13 protein-coding genes and 2 pseudogenes are annotated in these 15,145 nt (G+C 60.7%); 10 read left to right on the top strand and 5 right to left on the bottom strand.

Going from position 1 to position 15,145, the window contains the following annotated elements; all coding sequences use genetic code 11:
• Positions 1–22: 22 nt before the first annotated feature.
• From ACZZ0K_RS12065 to ACZZ0K_RS12055, 3 genes and pseudogenes are all read left to right on the top strand, one after another.
• Positions 23–1,050 (top strand): annotated as a pseudogene (locus ACZZ0K_RS12065) (alpha/beta hydrolase).
• 24 nt (positions 1,051–1,074) lie between these two features.
• Positions 1,075–1,509 carry a cyclophilin-like fold protein gene (locus ACZZ0K_RS12060; protein WP_258708036.1) on the top strand — a complete coding sequence of 145 codons (435 nt, stop codon included), beginning with the start codon at positions 1,075–1,077 and terminating at the stop codon, positions 1,507–1,509.
• Between the two features lie 9 nt (positions 1,510–1,518).
• The gene (locus tag ACZZ0K_RS12055; RefSeq protein WP_374046341.1) at positions 1,519–2,283 is read left to right on the top strand and encodes a carboxymuconolactone decarboxylase family protein; all 765 of its coding nucleotides are present in this window, start codon (positions 1,519–1,521) and stop codon (positions 2,281–2,283) included.
• A gap of 39 nt (positions 2,284–2,322) precedes the next feature.
• Here ACZZ0K_RS12055 and ACZZ0K_RS12050 read toward each other — a convergent pair whose 3' ends face one another.
• Complete coding sequence (locus ACZZ0K_RS12050) at positions 2,323–3,324, bottom strand: AraC family transcriptional regulator (protein WP_371857501.1); 1,002 nt, start codon at positions 3,322–3,324, stop codon at positions 2,323–2,325.
• 59 nt (positions 3,325–3,383) lie between these two features.
• On the opposite strand from ACZZ0K_RS12050, the gene ACZZ0K_RS12045 reads away from it, so the two are divergent.
• Positions 3,384–4,610, top strand: coding sequence for an MFS transporter (locus ACZZ0K_RS12045; protein ID WP_258708038.1), 1,227 nt, complete (start codon positions 3,384–3,386; stop codon positions 4,608–4,610).
• A 5-nt stretch (positions 4,611–4,615) separates the two neighbouring features.
• On the opposite strand, the gene ACZZ0K_RS12040 is transcribed toward ACZZ0K_RS12045, so the two are convergent.
• On the bottom strand, positions 4,616–5,239 hold the full coding sequence (locus tag ACZZ0K_RS12040) for a TetR/AcrR family transcriptional regulator (protein ID WP_217850231.1): 624 nt from the start codon (positions 5,237–5,239) through the stop codon (positions 4,616–4,618).
• A gap of 130 nt (positions 5,240–5,369) precedes the next feature.
• Here ACZZ0K_RS12040 and ACZZ0K_RS12035 point away from each other — a divergent pair.
• Positions 5,370–6,586: pseudogene (locus ACZZ0K_RS12035) on the top strand (MFS transporter).
• A gap of 18 nt (positions 6,587–6,604) precedes the next feature.
• On the opposite strand, the gene msrA reads toward ACZZ0K_RS12035, so the two are convergent.
• From msrA to ACZZ0K_RS12020, 3 genes are all read right to left on the bottom strand, one after another.
• Positions 6,605–7,111, bottom strand: a complete 507-nt coding sequence (msrA, locus tag ACZZ0K_RS12030; protein WP_016774420.1) for a peptide-methionine (S)-S-oxide reductase MsrA — start codon at positions 7,109–7,111, stop codon at positions 6,605–6,607.
• Positions 7,112–7,257: 146 nt separating this feature from the next.
• Positions 7,258–8,043: an enhanced serine sensitivity protein SseB gene (gene sseB / locus ACZZ0K_RS12025; RefSeq protein WP_252885869.1), complete on the bottom strand. Its 786-nt coding sequence runs from the start codon at positions 8,041–8,043 to the stop codon at positions 7,258–7,260.
• A gap of 238 nt (positions 8,044–8,281) precedes the next feature.
• Positions 8,282–10,408 (bottom strand): TonB-dependent receptor family protein, encoded by a 2,127-nt coding sequence (locus ACZZ0K_RS12020; RefSeq protein ID WP_258708040.1) that lies wholly within the window; start codon positions 10,406–10,408, stop codon positions 8,282–8,284.
• A 189-nt stretch (positions 10,409–10,597) separates the two neighbouring features.
• Here ACZZ0K_RS12020 and ppk2 point away from each other — a divergent pair, with 189 nt between their 5' ends.
• The 5 genes from ppk2 (at position 10,598) to cydB (ending at position 15,143) form a co-directional block, all read left to right on the top strand.
• The gene (gene ppk2, locus ACZZ0K_RS12015) at positions 10,598–11,413 is read left to right on the top strand and encodes a polyphosphate kinase 2 (protein WP_056785103.1); all 816 of its coding nucleotides are present in this window, start codon (positions 10,598–10,600) and stop codon (positions 11,411–11,413) included.
• Between the two features lie 710 nt (positions 11,414–12,123).
• Positions 12,124–12,339, top strand: a complete 216-nt coding sequence (locus ACZZ0K_RS12010) for a hypothetical protein (RefSeq protein ID WP_016774424.1) — start codon at positions 12,124–12,126, stop codon at positions 12,337–12,339.
• 23 nt (positions 12,340–12,362) lie between these two features.
• Positions 12,363–12,752: a VOC family protein gene (locus ACZZ0K_RS12005; protein ID WP_463559113.1), complete on the top strand. Its 390-nt coding sequence runs from the start codon at positions 12,363–12,365 to the stop codon at positions 12,750–12,752.
• A gap of 27 nt (positions 12,753–12,779) precedes the next feature.
• Entirely contained in the window at positions 12,780–14,129 is a 1,350-nt protein-coding gene (locus ACZZ0K_RS12000) for a cytochrome ubiquinol oxidase subunit I (RefSeq protein WP_258708042.1), read from the top strand.
• Between the two features lie 12 nt (positions 14,130–14,141).
• Entirely contained in the window at positions 14,142–15,143 is a 1,002-nt protein-coding gene (gene cydB / locus ACZZ0K_RS11995; RefSeq protein WP_258708043.1) for a cytochrome d ubiquinol oxidase subunit II, read from the top strand.
• Positions 15,144–15,145 lie beyond the last annotated feature (2 nt).

The raw sequence follows: 15,145 nt of genomic DNA, 5'->3' as shown, positions 1-15,145 counted from the left end.
CTTCTCGATCAAGGACGCCCCCATGAAACGACTGTTCATACTGCTCGGGTTTCTCCTGAGTTCATTCACTGCATTCGGAGCTGACATGTCCCACGGTGCCGACAATTTCTTCAAAAGCGACAAGGTGACCGCGCAGAAGGTCAGCTTCAAAATCAATATCAACTCACCGTGGTCGGCAACCTGTTTGTCCCTAAAGGACTCGACCCGGCAGCCCGCAGCGCGGCGATTATCGTTGGTCATCCGATGGGCGCGGTAAAGGAGCAGAGCGCCAATCTGTACGCACAGAAACTGGCGGAGCAGGGCTTTGTCACCCTGTCGCTGGATCTGTCGTTCTGGGGCGAAAGCGAGGGCGCGCCGCGCAATGCCGTGCTGCCGGATATGTACGCCGAAGACTTCAGCGCGGCCGTCGATTACCTCGGCACACGGCCATTCATCGACCGCGAGCGCATCGGCGTGTTGGGCATTTGCGGTAGTGGCAGCTTCGTGATCAGCGCGGCGAAAATCGACCCGCGCATGAAAGCCATCGCCACGGTCAGCATGTACGACATGGGCGCAGCCAACCGTGACGGCCTAAAGCATTCGCAAAGCCTTGCGCAGCGCAAGCAGATCATTGCGCAAGCGGCCGAGCAGCGTTACGCCGAGTTCACCGGCGGCAAGGTCGAATACACCGGCGGCACGGTGCTGGAGCTGAAGGCCGACACCCATCCGATCCAACGTGAATTCTTCGATTTCTACCGCACCCCGCGCGGCGAATTCACCCCGGCCAACTCGACACCGCAACAGACCACGCGTCCGACGCTGAGCAGCAACACCAAGTTCATGAACTTCTATCCCTTCGTCGATATCGAGAGCATCTCGCCGCGCCCGATGTTGTTTATTGCCGGTGCCGACGCGCACTCCCGTGAGTTCAGCGAAGAGGCGTTTCGGTTGGCGGGGCAGCCGAAAGAACTGGTGATTGTGCCGAATGCCGGTCATGTCGATCTGTACGACCGGGCCGAGCTGATTCCTTTTGCCAAGCTGACGCAGTTCTTCAAGAGCAACCTGAAGTAACTTTCAACGCGACGGAGCAAAGCGATGCGGATTTTTGCCAACGGCTGGAAGGGATTCGTACTGATGGCATGGCTGCCCTTTGCTCTGTCTGCTGCTAACCCGGAGGAGACCACGATGTGGATGACCGTCGGAGAACACCGTTTTGCCATTGCTCTTGAGGACAACCCGAGCACTCGGCAATTGCTCACGCGATTGCCGCTGAGCCTGAACATGGTCGACCTGCACAGCAACGAAAAATACGCCACCGTGCAGCCGCCCTTGCCCACGCAGCCCTATCGGCCGGGCACGATCCACAACGGCGATTTCCTTTTGTATGGCGACGATACGTTGGTGGTCTTCTACAAAACCTTCGATTCGTCTTACCGCTATTCGCGTCTTGGTCGCATCGACCGGCCGCAGGACTTGGCCGAGACCTTGGGGCGTGGCGATGTGCGGTTGACGTTCACGCTGGATGAGTGAGGAGATTCATTGATGAACCAGAGATCGTTAAAGCAAGGGCGTCTTCTGCGCATCGTGGCCCTCGGCTGCGCGGTCCTTGCCAGCGCAGCCTGCGTGAATCCTCTCTGCGCCAATCCTTCCCGATCACAGGAGAAACCGATCATGCAAGAACAGCCTCTGACGCTTAAGCAACTGGCGATCGCCCCGATTGCCGCCAACGTTGCAATCGGCGATATGCCGCGTTTGCACGACGCACTCAATCGCGGCCTCGATGCCGGGTTGAGCATCAGCGAAACCAAGGAAGTTCTGGTGCAGCTGTACGCCTACGCCGGGTTCCCACGCAGCCTCAACGCCTTGTCCTTGCTGATGAAGGTTGTGCAGGAACGCGCCGCGCGGGGCATTGAAGACGCGCCCGGACGAGAGCCCGGCCCGGTTCCGTCGGGGTATGCACTTACCGAACTCGGCACCGACAATCAGACCCGTCTGGTCGGCGCGCCAGTGTCCGGCCCGCTCTTCGAATTCGCCCCGGCGATCGATCAGTTCCTGAAAGTGCACTTGTTCGGCGACATCTTCGCCCGCGACAACCTGGCATGGACGGATCGGGAACTGGCGACGGTTGGCGCGCTGGCGGCAATGGCTGGGGTGGAATCGCAGCTGGAGTCGCATTTGAAGATCAGTGTGAATGTGGGATTGACTGTTGAGCAGTTGCGGCAAGTGGCGCAGGAGTTGGAGGCGCGTGGGGATTTGCAGGCTGCTGAGCGGGTGGGCGCGGGGCTGGGGAAAATCCAGCGGTGAGGGCGGCTCGGATTCATTGCCGCCCTGTTAACGCAATTTCTACAGTGCGCGCTGGCGCCGACTCGCTCCCGGTGAGCTTCCCGTTATCCGCTTGAACGCACGACTGAACGCCGCTTGGGAGGTGTAGCCCAAGCGCTGCGCCACTTCTTCGATCGGCAGTCTTTCCAGTGTCAGCCACTGACTGGCCAGGCGCATGCGCAGTTCGGTGGCGTAGCGCAGCGGCGGGGTGCCGAGGGTGGTCTGGAAGCGTTCGGCGAAGACCGAGCGTGAGGTGTTGCACAGCGTTGCCAGCTCGGCGACGCTCCAGTCGCGCCCCGGTTGTTGGTGCAGGGCCAGCAAAGCTTTCGACAGACGAGGGTCGCGCAGGGCGGCGACGAGACCGGAGGCATTGCCGCAAGCGCATTCGACCCAGCCACGAACAATCATTGCCGCCACTACGTCGGCAAGGCGCGCGAGAATGCCGGCGAAGCCGATGCGCGCTGCGCTGACTTCGCGTTCCATGGTCGCAAGAATCGGCATGAGTCCCGGATAACGCTGGCCGCCGGCGTCGATCAGCATCAGTCCCGGCATCAGCCGACCGAGGCCCTGCAGGCTGCCGAGCTCGAACTCCATACAGCCACTGAAGAGCAGGGCGCTATCGGGCGAAACGGCGCTGTGACCGACCTGCACCGCGCAGACCGTATCGCCGAGTGGCGCGGCGACGGCGCTGTCAATGTCCTGCACTTCGGCGTTTGGGTGTGACAGCAACTGGTGCGCGGCACCATGGGCAATGAATACCGCATTGCCCGCCGCCAACTCGTAAAGGCTGCCGTCCTCCAGTCGCAACACCGTCGATCCAGCGGCAACGAAGTGGAAATACGCATGGCCCGATTTGTCGCTGAAACCCAGACCATACGGCGGACCGGCGTGGATCCGCCGATACTGCACGCCACGCAGACGCATGCTGCGCAGCAATTCTGTGATCAGGTCTGATGACAGTGAAAAGGAATCAGTGCTGCTCATGTTCGGGGTTTCGATCAAAAGTTCAAGACTGCGCATCATAGATCATCCGGTTTGCCGCTAATAGACTGCCCTCTTGAAATGTCCGAGAGAGTCTTGAAATGAATGAACGTGTAGGTGATGGGCGAGCTGAAGTGGAGCCGATGGTTCCTGCGTGGATGGCGGTTTTCTCACTGGCGATGGGAGTGTTCGGTTTACTCACCGCAGAATATCTGCCGGCCAGCCTGCTGACGCCGATGGCGCTCGACCTTGGCGTCAGCGAAGCCCTGGCCGGGCAAGCAGTGACGGTGACCGCAGTGGTGGCGCTCTTTGCCGGATTGCTCGTACCTGGATTGACGCGCAGTCTTGATCGGCGGCTGGTCTTGCTCGGTTTCTCGGTACTGATGATCGCGTCGAATCTGCTGGTGGCGCTGTCGTCGAGCCTCGCAGTGTTGCTGATCATGCGCATCCTTTTGGGCATAGCTTTGGGCGGATTCTGGAGCATGGCGGCGGCCGTGGCGATGCGCCTGGTGCCGGCGGCGCTGCTGCCACGGGCGCTGTCGATTATCTTCAGCGGGATCGCCGTGGGGACCGTGGTCGCGGTGCCATTGGGCAGCTATCTCGGCGGCCAGTTTGGCTGGCGCAGTGCGTTTTTCGCAGCTGCGGCGGTTGGCGTGGTGACGCTGGTCTTTCAAATGTTCACGTTACCGAGTCTGGCGCCGCATCGACCGTCACGCCTGCGTACGGTGCTTGAGGTTTTGCTGCGACCGGGCATTGCCATTGGCATGTTCGGCTGTGTATTGGTGCACACCGGCCACTTCGCGTTGTTCACCTATATCAGGCCATTTCTGGAAAGCACCACCGGAGTCGGCCCGCAGACGCTGGCGCTGATGCTGCTCGGTTTCGGCGTGGCGAACTTTGCCGGCACGCTGTTCGCTGGCTGGCTGTTGCAGCGCAATCCACGCGCAACACTGGTGCTGATGCCGGTGTTGGTGGGCGTTGCTGCTCTGGCGTTGGTCGGGTTACCGGCGTCGCTCACCGGGCAGGCGTTGCTTCTGGCTCTGTGGGGGATGGCCTTCGGTGGCGTGCCGGTGGCATGGTCGAACTGGGTGGCGCGATCGATACCCGATCAGGCCGAAAGCGCAGGCGGCATGGTCGTCGCATCGGTGCAGTCGGCGATTGCCGCAGGCGCCGCCGCCGGCGGTTCGGTGTTCAGTTTCAGCGGCATCAATGGCGTGTTTGTAGCAGCTGGAATTCTGATGTTGCTGGCCGCGCTGCTGATTGCACTGAAGGTCAATGTCGATGTGCCGGAGCCGGGTTCGGCGCCGGTGGCACCGGTGCATTTGTGATTTGATCAATCCGCCTTACGCGTGGCGGCAATGTCCCAGATTTGCATGACCTGAGTGATAGCAGCATCAATGTTATCCAGCGCGGTGTTGTCTCTGGCGAGGATGGATATGCCCTGCAGGAAACTGTCGAATACCGTCGCCATCGCCGCCGCACTTGTGCCGCTGGCCAGCTCGTCGGCATTCACAGCGCGTTCGACGCAGGCTTGAATGCCGGCACGGGTGCGCTGCCTTGAGTGGGTCAGGGCTTGCGCCACATGGGCGGTTTCCGGGCTCGGTGCGCTCATGACGCCGAGGGTAACCATGCAGCCCTTGGGGTGTGTGTCGTCGCACTGCATGCGTGCCGACTGGCGCAAAGCGGTCTCGATCGCCTGGCGTGGTGGCAGGCTGTCGTCCCACAGGCACTCGGTGACTTGCGCGTAGGTGGTTAAATAACGCTGCACGCATTCATCGAACAACGCTTCCTTGGAACCGAACGCGGCGTAGAAGCTAGGCGCAGAGATACCGCCACCCAGGCCTGCCTTCAATTGGGCGAGCGATGTCGCGTCGTAGCCGTGTTGCCAGAACAGTTGCAAAGCCTGATCGACGGCGTCGTCGCGATCAAACTGACGGGGGCGACCGGTTCTCGCCATGACCTGACTCCTCATTGATTTAATATAAAGACTAGTCGATACAGAAATTGTTGACAACGCTGCGCATGCACCCTCAGGATCTAGATCGATCGGTATTTAAATCTGAGTCGGTTTTTTCGAGGAGCTTCCAGTGACACCTTCAATCACGTTAACGGCTACGCCAAAGGTCTGCCCATCGGCGCTTTGCTGGCGCTGGCCATGACTGGCTTCATCTGCATCGTCACCGAAACCCTGCCGGCGGGCCTGCTACCTTTGATCAGTGAAGGCCTGGCGATTTCGCCGTCCATGGCCGGGCAAATGGTTACCGCGTACGCATTGGGTTCCGTACTGGCGGTGATCCCGATGACCATCGCCACCCGGGGCTGGCGGCGCCGCAACGTGCTGCTGCTGACGATTGTCGGTTTCCTGCTGTTCAATTCGATTACCGCGCTGTCGTCGCACTACGGCGTGACGCTGGTCGCGCGGTTCTTCGCCGGGGTTGCGGCGGGTCTGGCATGGAGTCTGTTGGCCGGCTATGCGCGACGCATGGTTGAGCCCGAACAGCAGGGCAAGGCGTTGGCGCTGGCGATGGTCGGCACACCGATTGCGTTGTCGCTGGGCGTGCCTCTGGGTACGTGGCTCGGTGGGCTGGTCGGTTGGCGCACTACATTCGGTCTGATGTCGGCGCTGACCTTGGTACTGATCGTCTGGGTACTGGTGAAAGTGCCCGACTACCCGCCGCAGCCGGCCCATCAACGCCTATCGCTGAGCAAAGTCCTGACTACCCCGGGCGTGCGTCCTGTGCTAGCAGTGGTGATCAGCTGGATGCTGGCGCACAACATTCTCTACACCTATATCGCTCCGTTCGTGGCGCCGGCGGGCATGGCCGAGCGGGTGGATGTGGTGTTGTTGAGCTTCGGCATCGCCGCGCTGGTCGGGATATGGCTGACGGCGAAGCTGGTCGAGCCGCTGCTGCGCTCGACGGTTCTGCTGAGTTTGGCGACCTTTGCCGCCGTCTGCGTGGCGCTGGGATTTGGCGGAGGCAACCCAGAGGTGATTTATCTCGGCGTGGCGGCATGGGGTTTGACCTTTGGCGGCGCAGCGACGCTGTTGCAAACGGCGCTGGCTGATGCGGCGGGCGACGGAGCGGATGTTGCCTTGTCGTTGAACGTAGTGGCGTGGAACAGCGCGATCGCTGGCAGCGGTGTCGTCGGCGGCGTGCTGCTCGATCAGTGGGGCGTTACCTCATTTCCGTGGGCCATGCTGGCACTGGTCACTATCGCCTTCGCCATTGCCTGGGGTGCCCGGGCCCACGGTTTCAAGTCGGGCCCGCGCTCTGTAGAAGCTTCGGTGGTGGCGGGGCATTGAACCCCGCCAGCAGTTTCTTCAACCGCGCTTCGGCAGTTTCCAGTTAGGCCGGATGAAATGGCAGGTGTAGCCGTTCGGAATCCGCTCCAGGTAATCCTGATGCTCGGGTTCCGCTTCCCAGAACGGGCCGGCCGGTTCTATTTCCGTAACCACTCGGCCCGGCCACAACTTCGATGCGTCTACATCGGCGGCGGTGTCTTCAGCGACGGCACGCTGCTCGTCGTTGAGGTAGTAGATCGCCGAGCGGTAGCTCGGGCCAAGATCGTTGCCCTGACGGTTAGGCGTGCTCGGGTCGTGGATCTGGAAGAAGAACTCAAGGATCTGCCGGTAGCTGATCACGGCCGGATCAAACTCGATCTCGATGGCTTCGGCGTGGTTGCCGTGGTTGCGATAGGTCGCATTCGGCACATCGCCGCCGGTATAGCCGACGCGGGTTTTCAGCACACCCGGATAGCGGCGCAACAGATCCTGCATGCCCCAGAAGCAGCCGCCGGCGAGAATGGCAGTTTCGGTTTGAGTGGTCATGGTGTGTGCTTCCTCTCGAGACGATGGGGGGATACCCACTGTTATGAGGGCGGGTTGAGAGAATCCAAGGTCACGCTCATGAGAATCGACCACTGGCCTGCTGATCAAGCGACATGCAGGCGACTGCGATTTTCATCAGATCGTATTCAACCAAAGCCAAAGAACGAACGCAGCTTGCTTGGCGACTTGCGCTCGTAGAACGGTTTGGTCTCCTTGAGGAAGTAATCACTCAGCCCGGCTTGTCCCGTCAGCACGCGACAAAAATCAACTGGCCCGCCATCAGGGGCTGTGTCCCCGGCGACATTGCCGGCTTCTCGCATGACCTGTTCGATATCGCCATCCGCTTCGATGCCGACGATCAAGTGCGGTTTTTCATCAATCGAGGGGTCGTGCATCAGCGCCAGGAATGCGCGTTTCACATTGGCGTGTTTGGCCAGCAATTGCGAGAGCGAATGGACCATCGTCGATGGGTAGTCCGAAGGCTGTCCAAGCAAGACGTTGGTTTCTTTTTCCACGGTACGCTGCGTGGCGGGCCGGCCGATTTCGCCTGAGAGCAGGCGTTGCACTTCCGCCGGAAGAAATTCCTTGCCGTACGGCGACTTCGGATTCAGAAAAAGCAGCGCGCCCAGCGTGATTTCGAACAATGATCGGGCGGGTATCTCCACATAGCTCTGCTCGCTGTCGATGGATTGTTGCAGCGTTGGCAGCGAGGAGAAGAACGGAATGACCGGCGTGCCATCGGGCTTCTGCCAATGAGCGATGCTGATGTTGCTGCCGGCTTCGAGATTGACATGGCCTTGCGCCGCACCGGCGGTACCGAGGATGTAGACGGTCGAGTCCAGGAGGGTTCGATAGAACTCAGGGCGATGCGCGGGTTCGTCCGCGGCCAGTCGCAGTGATGTTTCCAGTGGGTTTTCTTGGGAAGTATCCATGAGGTCAGTCCGTTATTTTCAATGGAGAGCGATGATTATCTGGTCGGTCCGAGGAGACGTGCTGTCACGATGATACTCGTCCAGAGATTCGAATCCTGCGTCGTTCTAACCAACACCACAAAGCCAACTGTGGGAGCGAGCCTGCTCGCGAAGGCGTCGTGTCAGTTGAAATAACTCACGGCTGATACACCGCTTTCGCGAGCAGGCTCGCTCCCACATTTGAATTTCGCGTTGGGTCTTATAGCAAACTCCACGAAACCCCAACATAAACCCCCATCCCTTCACCCGGAGTCGACCGCGCAGCATCCAGACCTTTGTCGTCATACCCCGGCGTGACCGTTGCCGCGTAGCGTTTGCCGGTCAGGTTGCGCATGTCCACCCAGCCTTGCCAGTCGCCCTTCGGGGCGTTGTAGCCCAGGGTGGCGCCGAACAGGGTGTAAGGGTCGGCGTAGTAGCTGTTGGCGTAGTCCACGGCAACTTTGGACACCAGTTGCGTATTCACGGCGGCGAAGAAGCCCTGCGGCCAGTCGTAACGCAGTTCGCCCTGGTAATAATGCATCGGCAGGCCCGGCAAGCGGTTGTCGCCGAAGCGTTCGTCGTCGCGGTAGTGGAAGTCGCTGAAGGTGTAGGCCTGGCGCAAGCTCAACTGGCGGCCGTCGGCGGCGGTCCAGAGTTTGCTGTTGAGGCTGGCCTCGATGCCCTGGTGCACGGTCGGGCTGGCATTGAGTTCGTAGGGCGTGACGGCGTTGGCGTCCGGCAGTACCGAGAGCAGTTCGTGACGAACTTGCGCGTAGTACCAGGCCAGGCTCCATTCGCCCAAATGGCTGTCGCCACGGCCGCCGAGTTCCAGAGTGGTAGCGGTCTGGTTTTGCAGTTCGACCGGGTCGCGCTGGGTGCCGGTGGCGGCGCCGTTGCCGGCAGGGAAGCGCACGTTGGAGCTGTAGATCAGCGACCACGGGTGCGGTGCTTCGACGGAGCGGCTGAGGTTGCCGAACACTTGCACGTCCGGGGTGATCTGGTAGCGCAGGCCGATGCGCGGTGCATAGTCCCAGTCGCTGAGACTGGTCTTGCCGCCGCCCTGCGGATAGGTCACGGCGCTTTCGCGGCGGGTGTAGATCGCGGCAAGGCCGGTGGTCAGCCAGAGGTCGTCGGCAATTTCCAGGTCATTGCCGAAATGCAGGACGGTATCTGAACCCTGATAAGTGAAGTTGCGCATCCGCGTGCCCGGGGCATAGCTGGCGGTGTTGCCACTCGGGATGCGCACGAACTCGCTGGCGCCGTCGTTGGGCAGGTGCTTGGTCACGCGCAGGCCGACGTTGCTGCGGCTTTCCATACCGAACAAAGTGTCGCGGCGCTTGTAGTCGAAGGTGCCGCTAACGTCGGTGTAAGCCACCTTCAGCCGGTTCGGGCCTTCGCGCAAATCCATCGGGTAGTCGTGGTAGGCGAGGCCGGTCTGGATGCTCGAATCGTCGTCGAGATAGAACGTGGTCTTGTTGCCGATGAAGGTACTGCCGGGCTGCTTGCGGCTGTCATCGCGCGCCACATACGCCGGGTTGGCTGCCCGTGGGCTGTGTTCGATGGAATGCTTGGTCACGCGACCGGCGAGGTCGTTGTCGGTTTCGCGATAGCGGAAGTAGAAGCGGGTTTCCAGATTCGGGTTGAAGCGATAGCCGAAGTTGGCGATCAGGCCTTTGCTCTCGCTGGCGGTATGGTCCTGATAGCCGTCGGCGTTGGCATCGGTCAGGGACACGTAGTAATCGAAATCTCCCAGCACTTGCCCGGAGCTGACCTGGCGCTGCTGATAGCCATGGCTGCCGGTGGCGTAGCGCACGTGCAGCTTTGGCGCGGTGTAACCGGTGTGGCTGACGTAATCGATAGCGCCGCCCAGTGCCAGCGCGCCGCGATCGAAGCCGTTGGCGCCGCGCAGCACTTCGACATGGTCGACCCACAACGGCTCGAGCAATTCATAAGGTGTGCCGCCGGGGCCGGTCAGCGGCAAGCCATCCAGCATCGTGTAGAGCCCCGAGGCGTGGGCGCCGGGTGCGCGGTTGATGCCTGAACCACGGATGGAAATCTTCACGCCTTCGTTGCCCGCCGACTGTGCATACACCCCCGGCTGATAGGCCAGCACATCCTGATTGCTGGCAACGCGGCCCTGCAACGGCTGGCGCATGTCGACCACGTTGGTGCCGCCGGGAATCTGCTCAAGGCGTTCCCGCGCTTCTTCGACCGCTGCATCGCTGCCACTGCGCTCATCTGCCGAAATCAGCACTTGCCCCAGCTCCAGACCTTGGGTCTCGGCCATCGCCGGGCAGGCCAGGGCCAAACCGAGCAGGGCAGTGGGCAATGATTTGGACGACGGCATCGAAAAACTCCAGCAAACAGGGGATCGGGCAATGAACAGTGCGACGTCGGAACAATCTCAGGAAACACATGGCGACAGGGCTTTTTTGCCCGGCAATGGCAAACAACCGGGCGTGAACTAACCTCACGGATCAGGCCCTTCGGGTCAATAAACAAATTCAGCGGGCTGTTGAAGCGCGAGGACAGGTTCATGGCGAAAGACAAGAAGAAACCTGCAAAGGCAATCGAACGTCCGCGCTTGAAAAACAAGGACTATCTCGAACAGCTGCGCAAGCTCCACGTTGAGCTGGTCAAGCTGCAGGAGTGGGTCATCGCCAAAGGTGTCAAGGTTTGTATTGTTTTCGAAGGGCGCGACGGTGCGGGCAAGGGCGGGGTGATCAAGGCGATCACGGAGCGCGTCAGCCCACGGGTGTTCCGCGTGATGGCATTACCGGCGCCAACCGATCGAGAAAAAAGTCAGATGCATGTACAGCGCTATCTGCCGCATCTGCCGGCGGGCGGCGAGGTGGTGATTTTCGACCGCAGTTGGTACAACCGCGCCGGTGTCGAACGGGTCATGGGTTTTTGTACGGAGGAGCAGGCCGACAAGTTTCTCAAGTCGATTCCTTGGGTGGAGAACGCCATCGTTGATTCGGGGGTGATCCTGCTCAAGTACTGGCTTGAGGTCAGTCCGGAGGAACAGACCCGCCGGCTCGAAGCGCGAATCAATGACGGGCGCAAGATCTGGAAACTGACACCCATGGATCTGAAGTCCTACAGCCGCTGGTATGACTACTCACGGGCGCGGGACGAGATGTTCAAGCACACCGACACCGATTGGGCGCCGTGGAGGGTTGCCGACTCGAATGACAAACGTCGTGCGCGGCTGAACATCATCACTGATCTGCTCAGTCGCATCCCCTATGAAGAGGTGAAGCGCGACAAGGTCGAGTTGCCGAAACGGCAGAAGCCGGGCAAGTATCGGGAGCCGGATTATGCGTACAAGCGGGTGGCGGAGCGGTTTTGACATTTGCGGGTTTTTTGGGCGTGGCGGCCTTTGGGCCGACCAGGCTCTTGGGGTTTTGGGTGTATATCCGTTTTTTCGGGTGTTGCGGCTGGCGGTTTCGCCCTTACGGCGAGTCACCTTTTTCAGACGCCAAAAAGGTAACCCAAAAGGCTTGCTCCTGCGTTCGGCCCTCGCAGGCTCGGGTTCCTTCGCTGCGGGATCGATCCTGGCGCAGCGGCTACTGTTTGCTTCGCTGCACCTCCTTCCGCTGTGTTCGACTTCGTCGAACGGTCGCTGCGCTCCCACGCCCGGATCAATCCCTCCACTCAGCCTTCCGACGTCGCTGGTGGATCAAGATCAAAAGCGGTACTCGAGCTTGCGCTCATTGTTGAGTGGTGCGGCTTCGCCGCGGGCAGCTGCGCTGCTTTGCGTTTGCTTTGTAGGCGAGCCTGCTCGCGAAGGCGGCCTGACAGCCGACCTGTTCTTGAGGTGGTACGCGATCCAACTGTAGGAGCTGCCGAAGGCTGCGATCTTTTGATTTTGCTTTTCTGTGGGAGTGAGCCTGCTCGCGATGACGGAGGAACATTCAAATTTAATTTGACAGATATACCGCTATCGCGAGCAGGCTCACTCCTACAAAAGAATTCCGCATCAACCGTCCATCCGTCGTCTGCCCTGAACCTCTGGCGCGCTGTTTTTTCTACCGGGTAAGTCCCTCAGGAGATACCCGTATGTTCGATCAGCAAAAGAAGGCATCACTGGCGGCATGGCGCAGGATGGCGGAGCAGGCCGAGGGCGATCTGGATCCGGAACAGCAATATGACGAGCTGCTCAAGGCTGCGGATCAGATGGAGGAGCAAGGCCTGATCACCAGTGCCGAATGGCGCCAGTTGGTGCGTGACGCCGGCAATGTTTTTACCCTGAATGAGGAACAGCCACAGCGCTGACAGCTGCCATCGGAGGACATCCCATGCTCAGTTATCTGTTTATCGGCGCCAACGATGTCGAGCGTTCGGCGGCTTTTTACAAGGCGATCCTGACGCCGCTTGGCTACCGGCATGATCGCGAAGAACACTACTGTTTCTACTTGCCCGATTGCGCCGACAAGTCCAACGGGCCCGGGAGTGTGCACATCTCGCAAGCGTTCAATGGTGAGCCGGCGACACCCGGCAACGGCATGATGCCGGCGTTTCGCGCCGACTCGCGGCACAAGGTCGATCAGGTGCACAAGGCCGGGCTCGACAGTGGCGGCAGCAATGAAGGACCGCCGGGCACGCGCGAAGCCTATACGCCGGACTTTTACGTGGCCTATCTGCGCGACCCCGAAGGCAACAAGCTTGCTGTGTTCTACAGCGGCTGATGGATGGAGCCTGTTGATTCGGCCCTGATGGCCGCCCGCGCTCAGTTCGCAATCACGATCAGCTTTCACATCGTGCTGGCGGCGTTCAGCATCGGTCTGGCGAATTTCCTCGTGGTGCTGGAGGCGTTGTGGTTGAGGTCCGGGCGCCAGGTTTATCTGGATGTTTATCGTTACTGGCTCAAGGTATTTGCCCTCAACGTTGCGGTGGGCACGGCGTCGGGATTGATTCTGGAGTATCAGTTCGGCCTCAACTGGTCGCGGCTGTCGGTGCAGGCCGGTGATGTCCTCGGTCCGCTGATGTTCTATGAAGTGATGGCGGCGTTTTTCATCGAAGCGGGTTTCCTTGGCATCATGCTCTTCGGCTTGAAGAAAGTCGGCCCGCGTCTGCACTTTTTTGCCACCTGCGCTGTGGTGGTGGGCTCGCTGATCAGCGCGTTCTGGATTCTGTCTGCCAACTCCTGGATGCAAACCCCGGCCGGCTATTCGATTGGCGCGGACGGGCGGTTCCTTGCCGAGGACTGGTGGGCAATCATCTTCAACCCTTCGTTTCCCTATCGCCTGGCGCACATGCTGCTTGCCGTGTTCATCGGCAGCGCGACGCTGATTGCCGGGATCAGTGCCTGGCAATTGCGCAAGGCCCCGAAAAACCCGCGTGCTCGCCTGCAATTCTCCATGGGGCTATGGGTGATTGCGCTGCTGATGCCGGTGCAGATTGTCGTCGGGGACCTGCATGGCCGGCACAGTTTGCACGCCCAGCCGCAGAAAGTGGCGGCCATCGAAGGCTCATGGACGCGCCCGGCCCAAGGGGCAGGGGAGCCACTGCGGCTGTTCGCATGGCCGGATATGCAAGAGCGCCGCAACCACTGGGAGGTGGCGATTCCGCGCATTGGTTCCCTCTACCTGCAGCATGACCTGACCAGCACAATCGCTGCGCTTGATGAGTTCCCGGCTGAGGACATCCCGCCCGTGGCGCCGGTGTTTTTCGCATTTCGGCTGATGGTCGGGTTGGGGCTGTTGATGCTTGGGCAGGGTGTGGTCAGCCTGATCCTGCGCCGACGTAATCGCCTGTACACGGCGCGGCTCTGGCTGGGCGCGTGCGTGCTGCTGGCACCGGCCGGGTTTCTGGCGATGCTCAGCGGCTGGGTCGTCACCGAAGTGGGGCGACAGCCGTTCACCGTTTACGGATTGATGCGCACGGCGGACAGTCTGTCGTCGGTGTCCAGGGCTCAAGTCGTCGGGTCGACGTGGCTGATTCTGCTGTTTTATCTGCTGATCTTCGGCATCGGTCTGTGGGTGTTGCTGCGCCTGTTGCGCGAGCCGCCGCAGCAGGACCAACCCGGGCCGCAGCCCACCCTTGCCGACGAAACCGGGCACTGAGGAGTCGCAGACATGGATATCGATTGGCTGACTCTATTGTGCGCTGCCGCATTGGCGTTCTCGGTGATGAACTACGTGTTGCTCGACGGCACCGATCTGGGCGTCGGCATGCTCATGGGCCTCACGGATTGCAAACACCAGCGACGAGCCATGGCGGTGTCGATTCTGCCGGTGTGGGACGCCAACGAAACCTGGCTGGTGCTCGGCGGCGGCGGGCTGCTGGCGTTGTTTCCGCTGGCGTACGCGATCTTGCTGCCGGCCTTGTACGTGCCTTTTATCGTGATGTTCCTCGCCTTGATCGCGCGGGCCATGGCGCTGGAGTTTCGCGATTACGCACCGAACGAGCGACGCAAGCGCATCGTCGACGGCGTGCTGGCCCTGGCTTCGCTGCTGACCGGGTTGGTCCAGGGCATGGTGCTCGGTACCCTCGTGCAAGGCATCGCCCATCAGGGCGGTCAGTACATTGGCGATGGCCGCGACTGGCTGAATCCGTTCCCTGTGTTCTGTGGTTTGGTGCTAGTGCTCGGTTACGTCTGGCTGGGGACGTGCTGGTTGTACTGGCGGACTCTGGATGAATTGCAGCAGCACTCGGCCCGCCAGGCCCGCGTCTTGGCGCTGGTCGTCGTGGCGTTATTGCTGGTGCTGATTGCATGGACGGCGACGTTGCAGCCGCAATACGCCCAGCGGCTTGCCGATATTCGGCTGTGGCTGGCGGCAGGGCTGATCCTCAGCACTCTAGGATGGGGGTTCAGCAAAGGTTTTCACGGGCGCTTTGACTGCGTGCCGTTGTTCGCCGCATTGGGCATCTTCGTCCTGGCTTTCGCGGTGATGCTGGTCGCGCTATTTCCCTTCATCATTCCGCCGGATCTGACTTTGGGCGAAGCAGCCTCAAGCCCGAACAGCCAGATCTTCATGCTGGTCGGATTCGCCGTACTCATACCGATAACCCTAGCCTACAACACCTTCGGTTTCCGCGTGTTCAGCGGCAAAGTGCGCATTGCCAGCGATGGCTGATA

Source organism: Pseudomonas sp. AC255 (assembly GCF_979258175.1).
Note: the sequence above shows the minus strand (reverse complement) of the source record. Positions and strands in the feature narration are given on the sequence as shown.

Bases quoted from the DNA above. Each gene is read 5' to 3' on its own strand.
- msrA (WP_016774420.1), bottom strand. From the start codon at position 7,111: ATGACCACTCAAACCGAAACTGCCATTCTCGCCGGCGGCTGCTTCTGG.
- ACZZ0K_RS12010 (WP_016774424.1), top strand. From the start codon at position 12,124: ATGTTCGATCAGCAAAAGAAGGCATCACTGGCGGCATGGCGCAGGATG.
- ACZZ0K_RS12060 (WP_258708036.1), top strand. From the start codon at position 1,075: ATGCGGATTTTTGCCAACGGCTGGAAGGGATTCGTACTGATGGCATGG.
- sseB (WP_252885869.1), bottom strand. From the start codon at position 8,043: ATGGATACTTCCCAAGAAAACCCACTGGAAACATCACTGCGACTGGCC.
- ACZZ0K_RS12000 (WP_258708042.1), top strand. From the start codon at position 12,780: ATGGCCGCCCGCGCTCAGTTCGCAATCACGATCAGCTTTCACATCGTG.
- ACZZ0K_RS12040 (WP_217850231.1), bottom strand. From the start codon at position 5,239: ATGGCGAGAACCGGTCGCCCCCGTCAGTTTGATCGCGACGACGCCGTC.
- cydB (WP_258708043.1), top strand. From the start codon at position 14,142: ATGGATATCGATTGGCTGACTCTATTGTGCGCTGCCGCATTGGCGTTC.
- ACZZ0K_RS12045 (WP_258708038.1), top strand. From the start codon at position 3,384: ATGAATGAACGTGTAGGTGATGGGCGAGCTGAAGTGGAGCCGATGGTT.
- ACZZ0K_RS12050 (WP_371857501.1), bottom strand. From the start codon at position 3,324: ATGATGCGCAGTCTTGAACTTTTGATCGAAACCCCGAACATGAGCAGC.
- ACZZ0K_RS12005 (WP_463559113.1), top strand. From the start codon at position 12,363: ATGCTCAGTTATCTGTTTATCGGCGCCAACGATGTCGAGCGTTCGGCG.
- ACZZ0K_RS12020 (WP_258708040.1), bottom strand. From the start codon at position 10,408: ATGCCGTCGTCCAAATCATTGCCCACTGCCCTGCTCGGTTTGGCCCTG.
- ppk2 (WP_056785103.1), top strand. From the start codon at position 10,598: ATGGCGAAAGACAAGAAGAAACCTGCAAAGGCAATCGAACGTCCGCGC.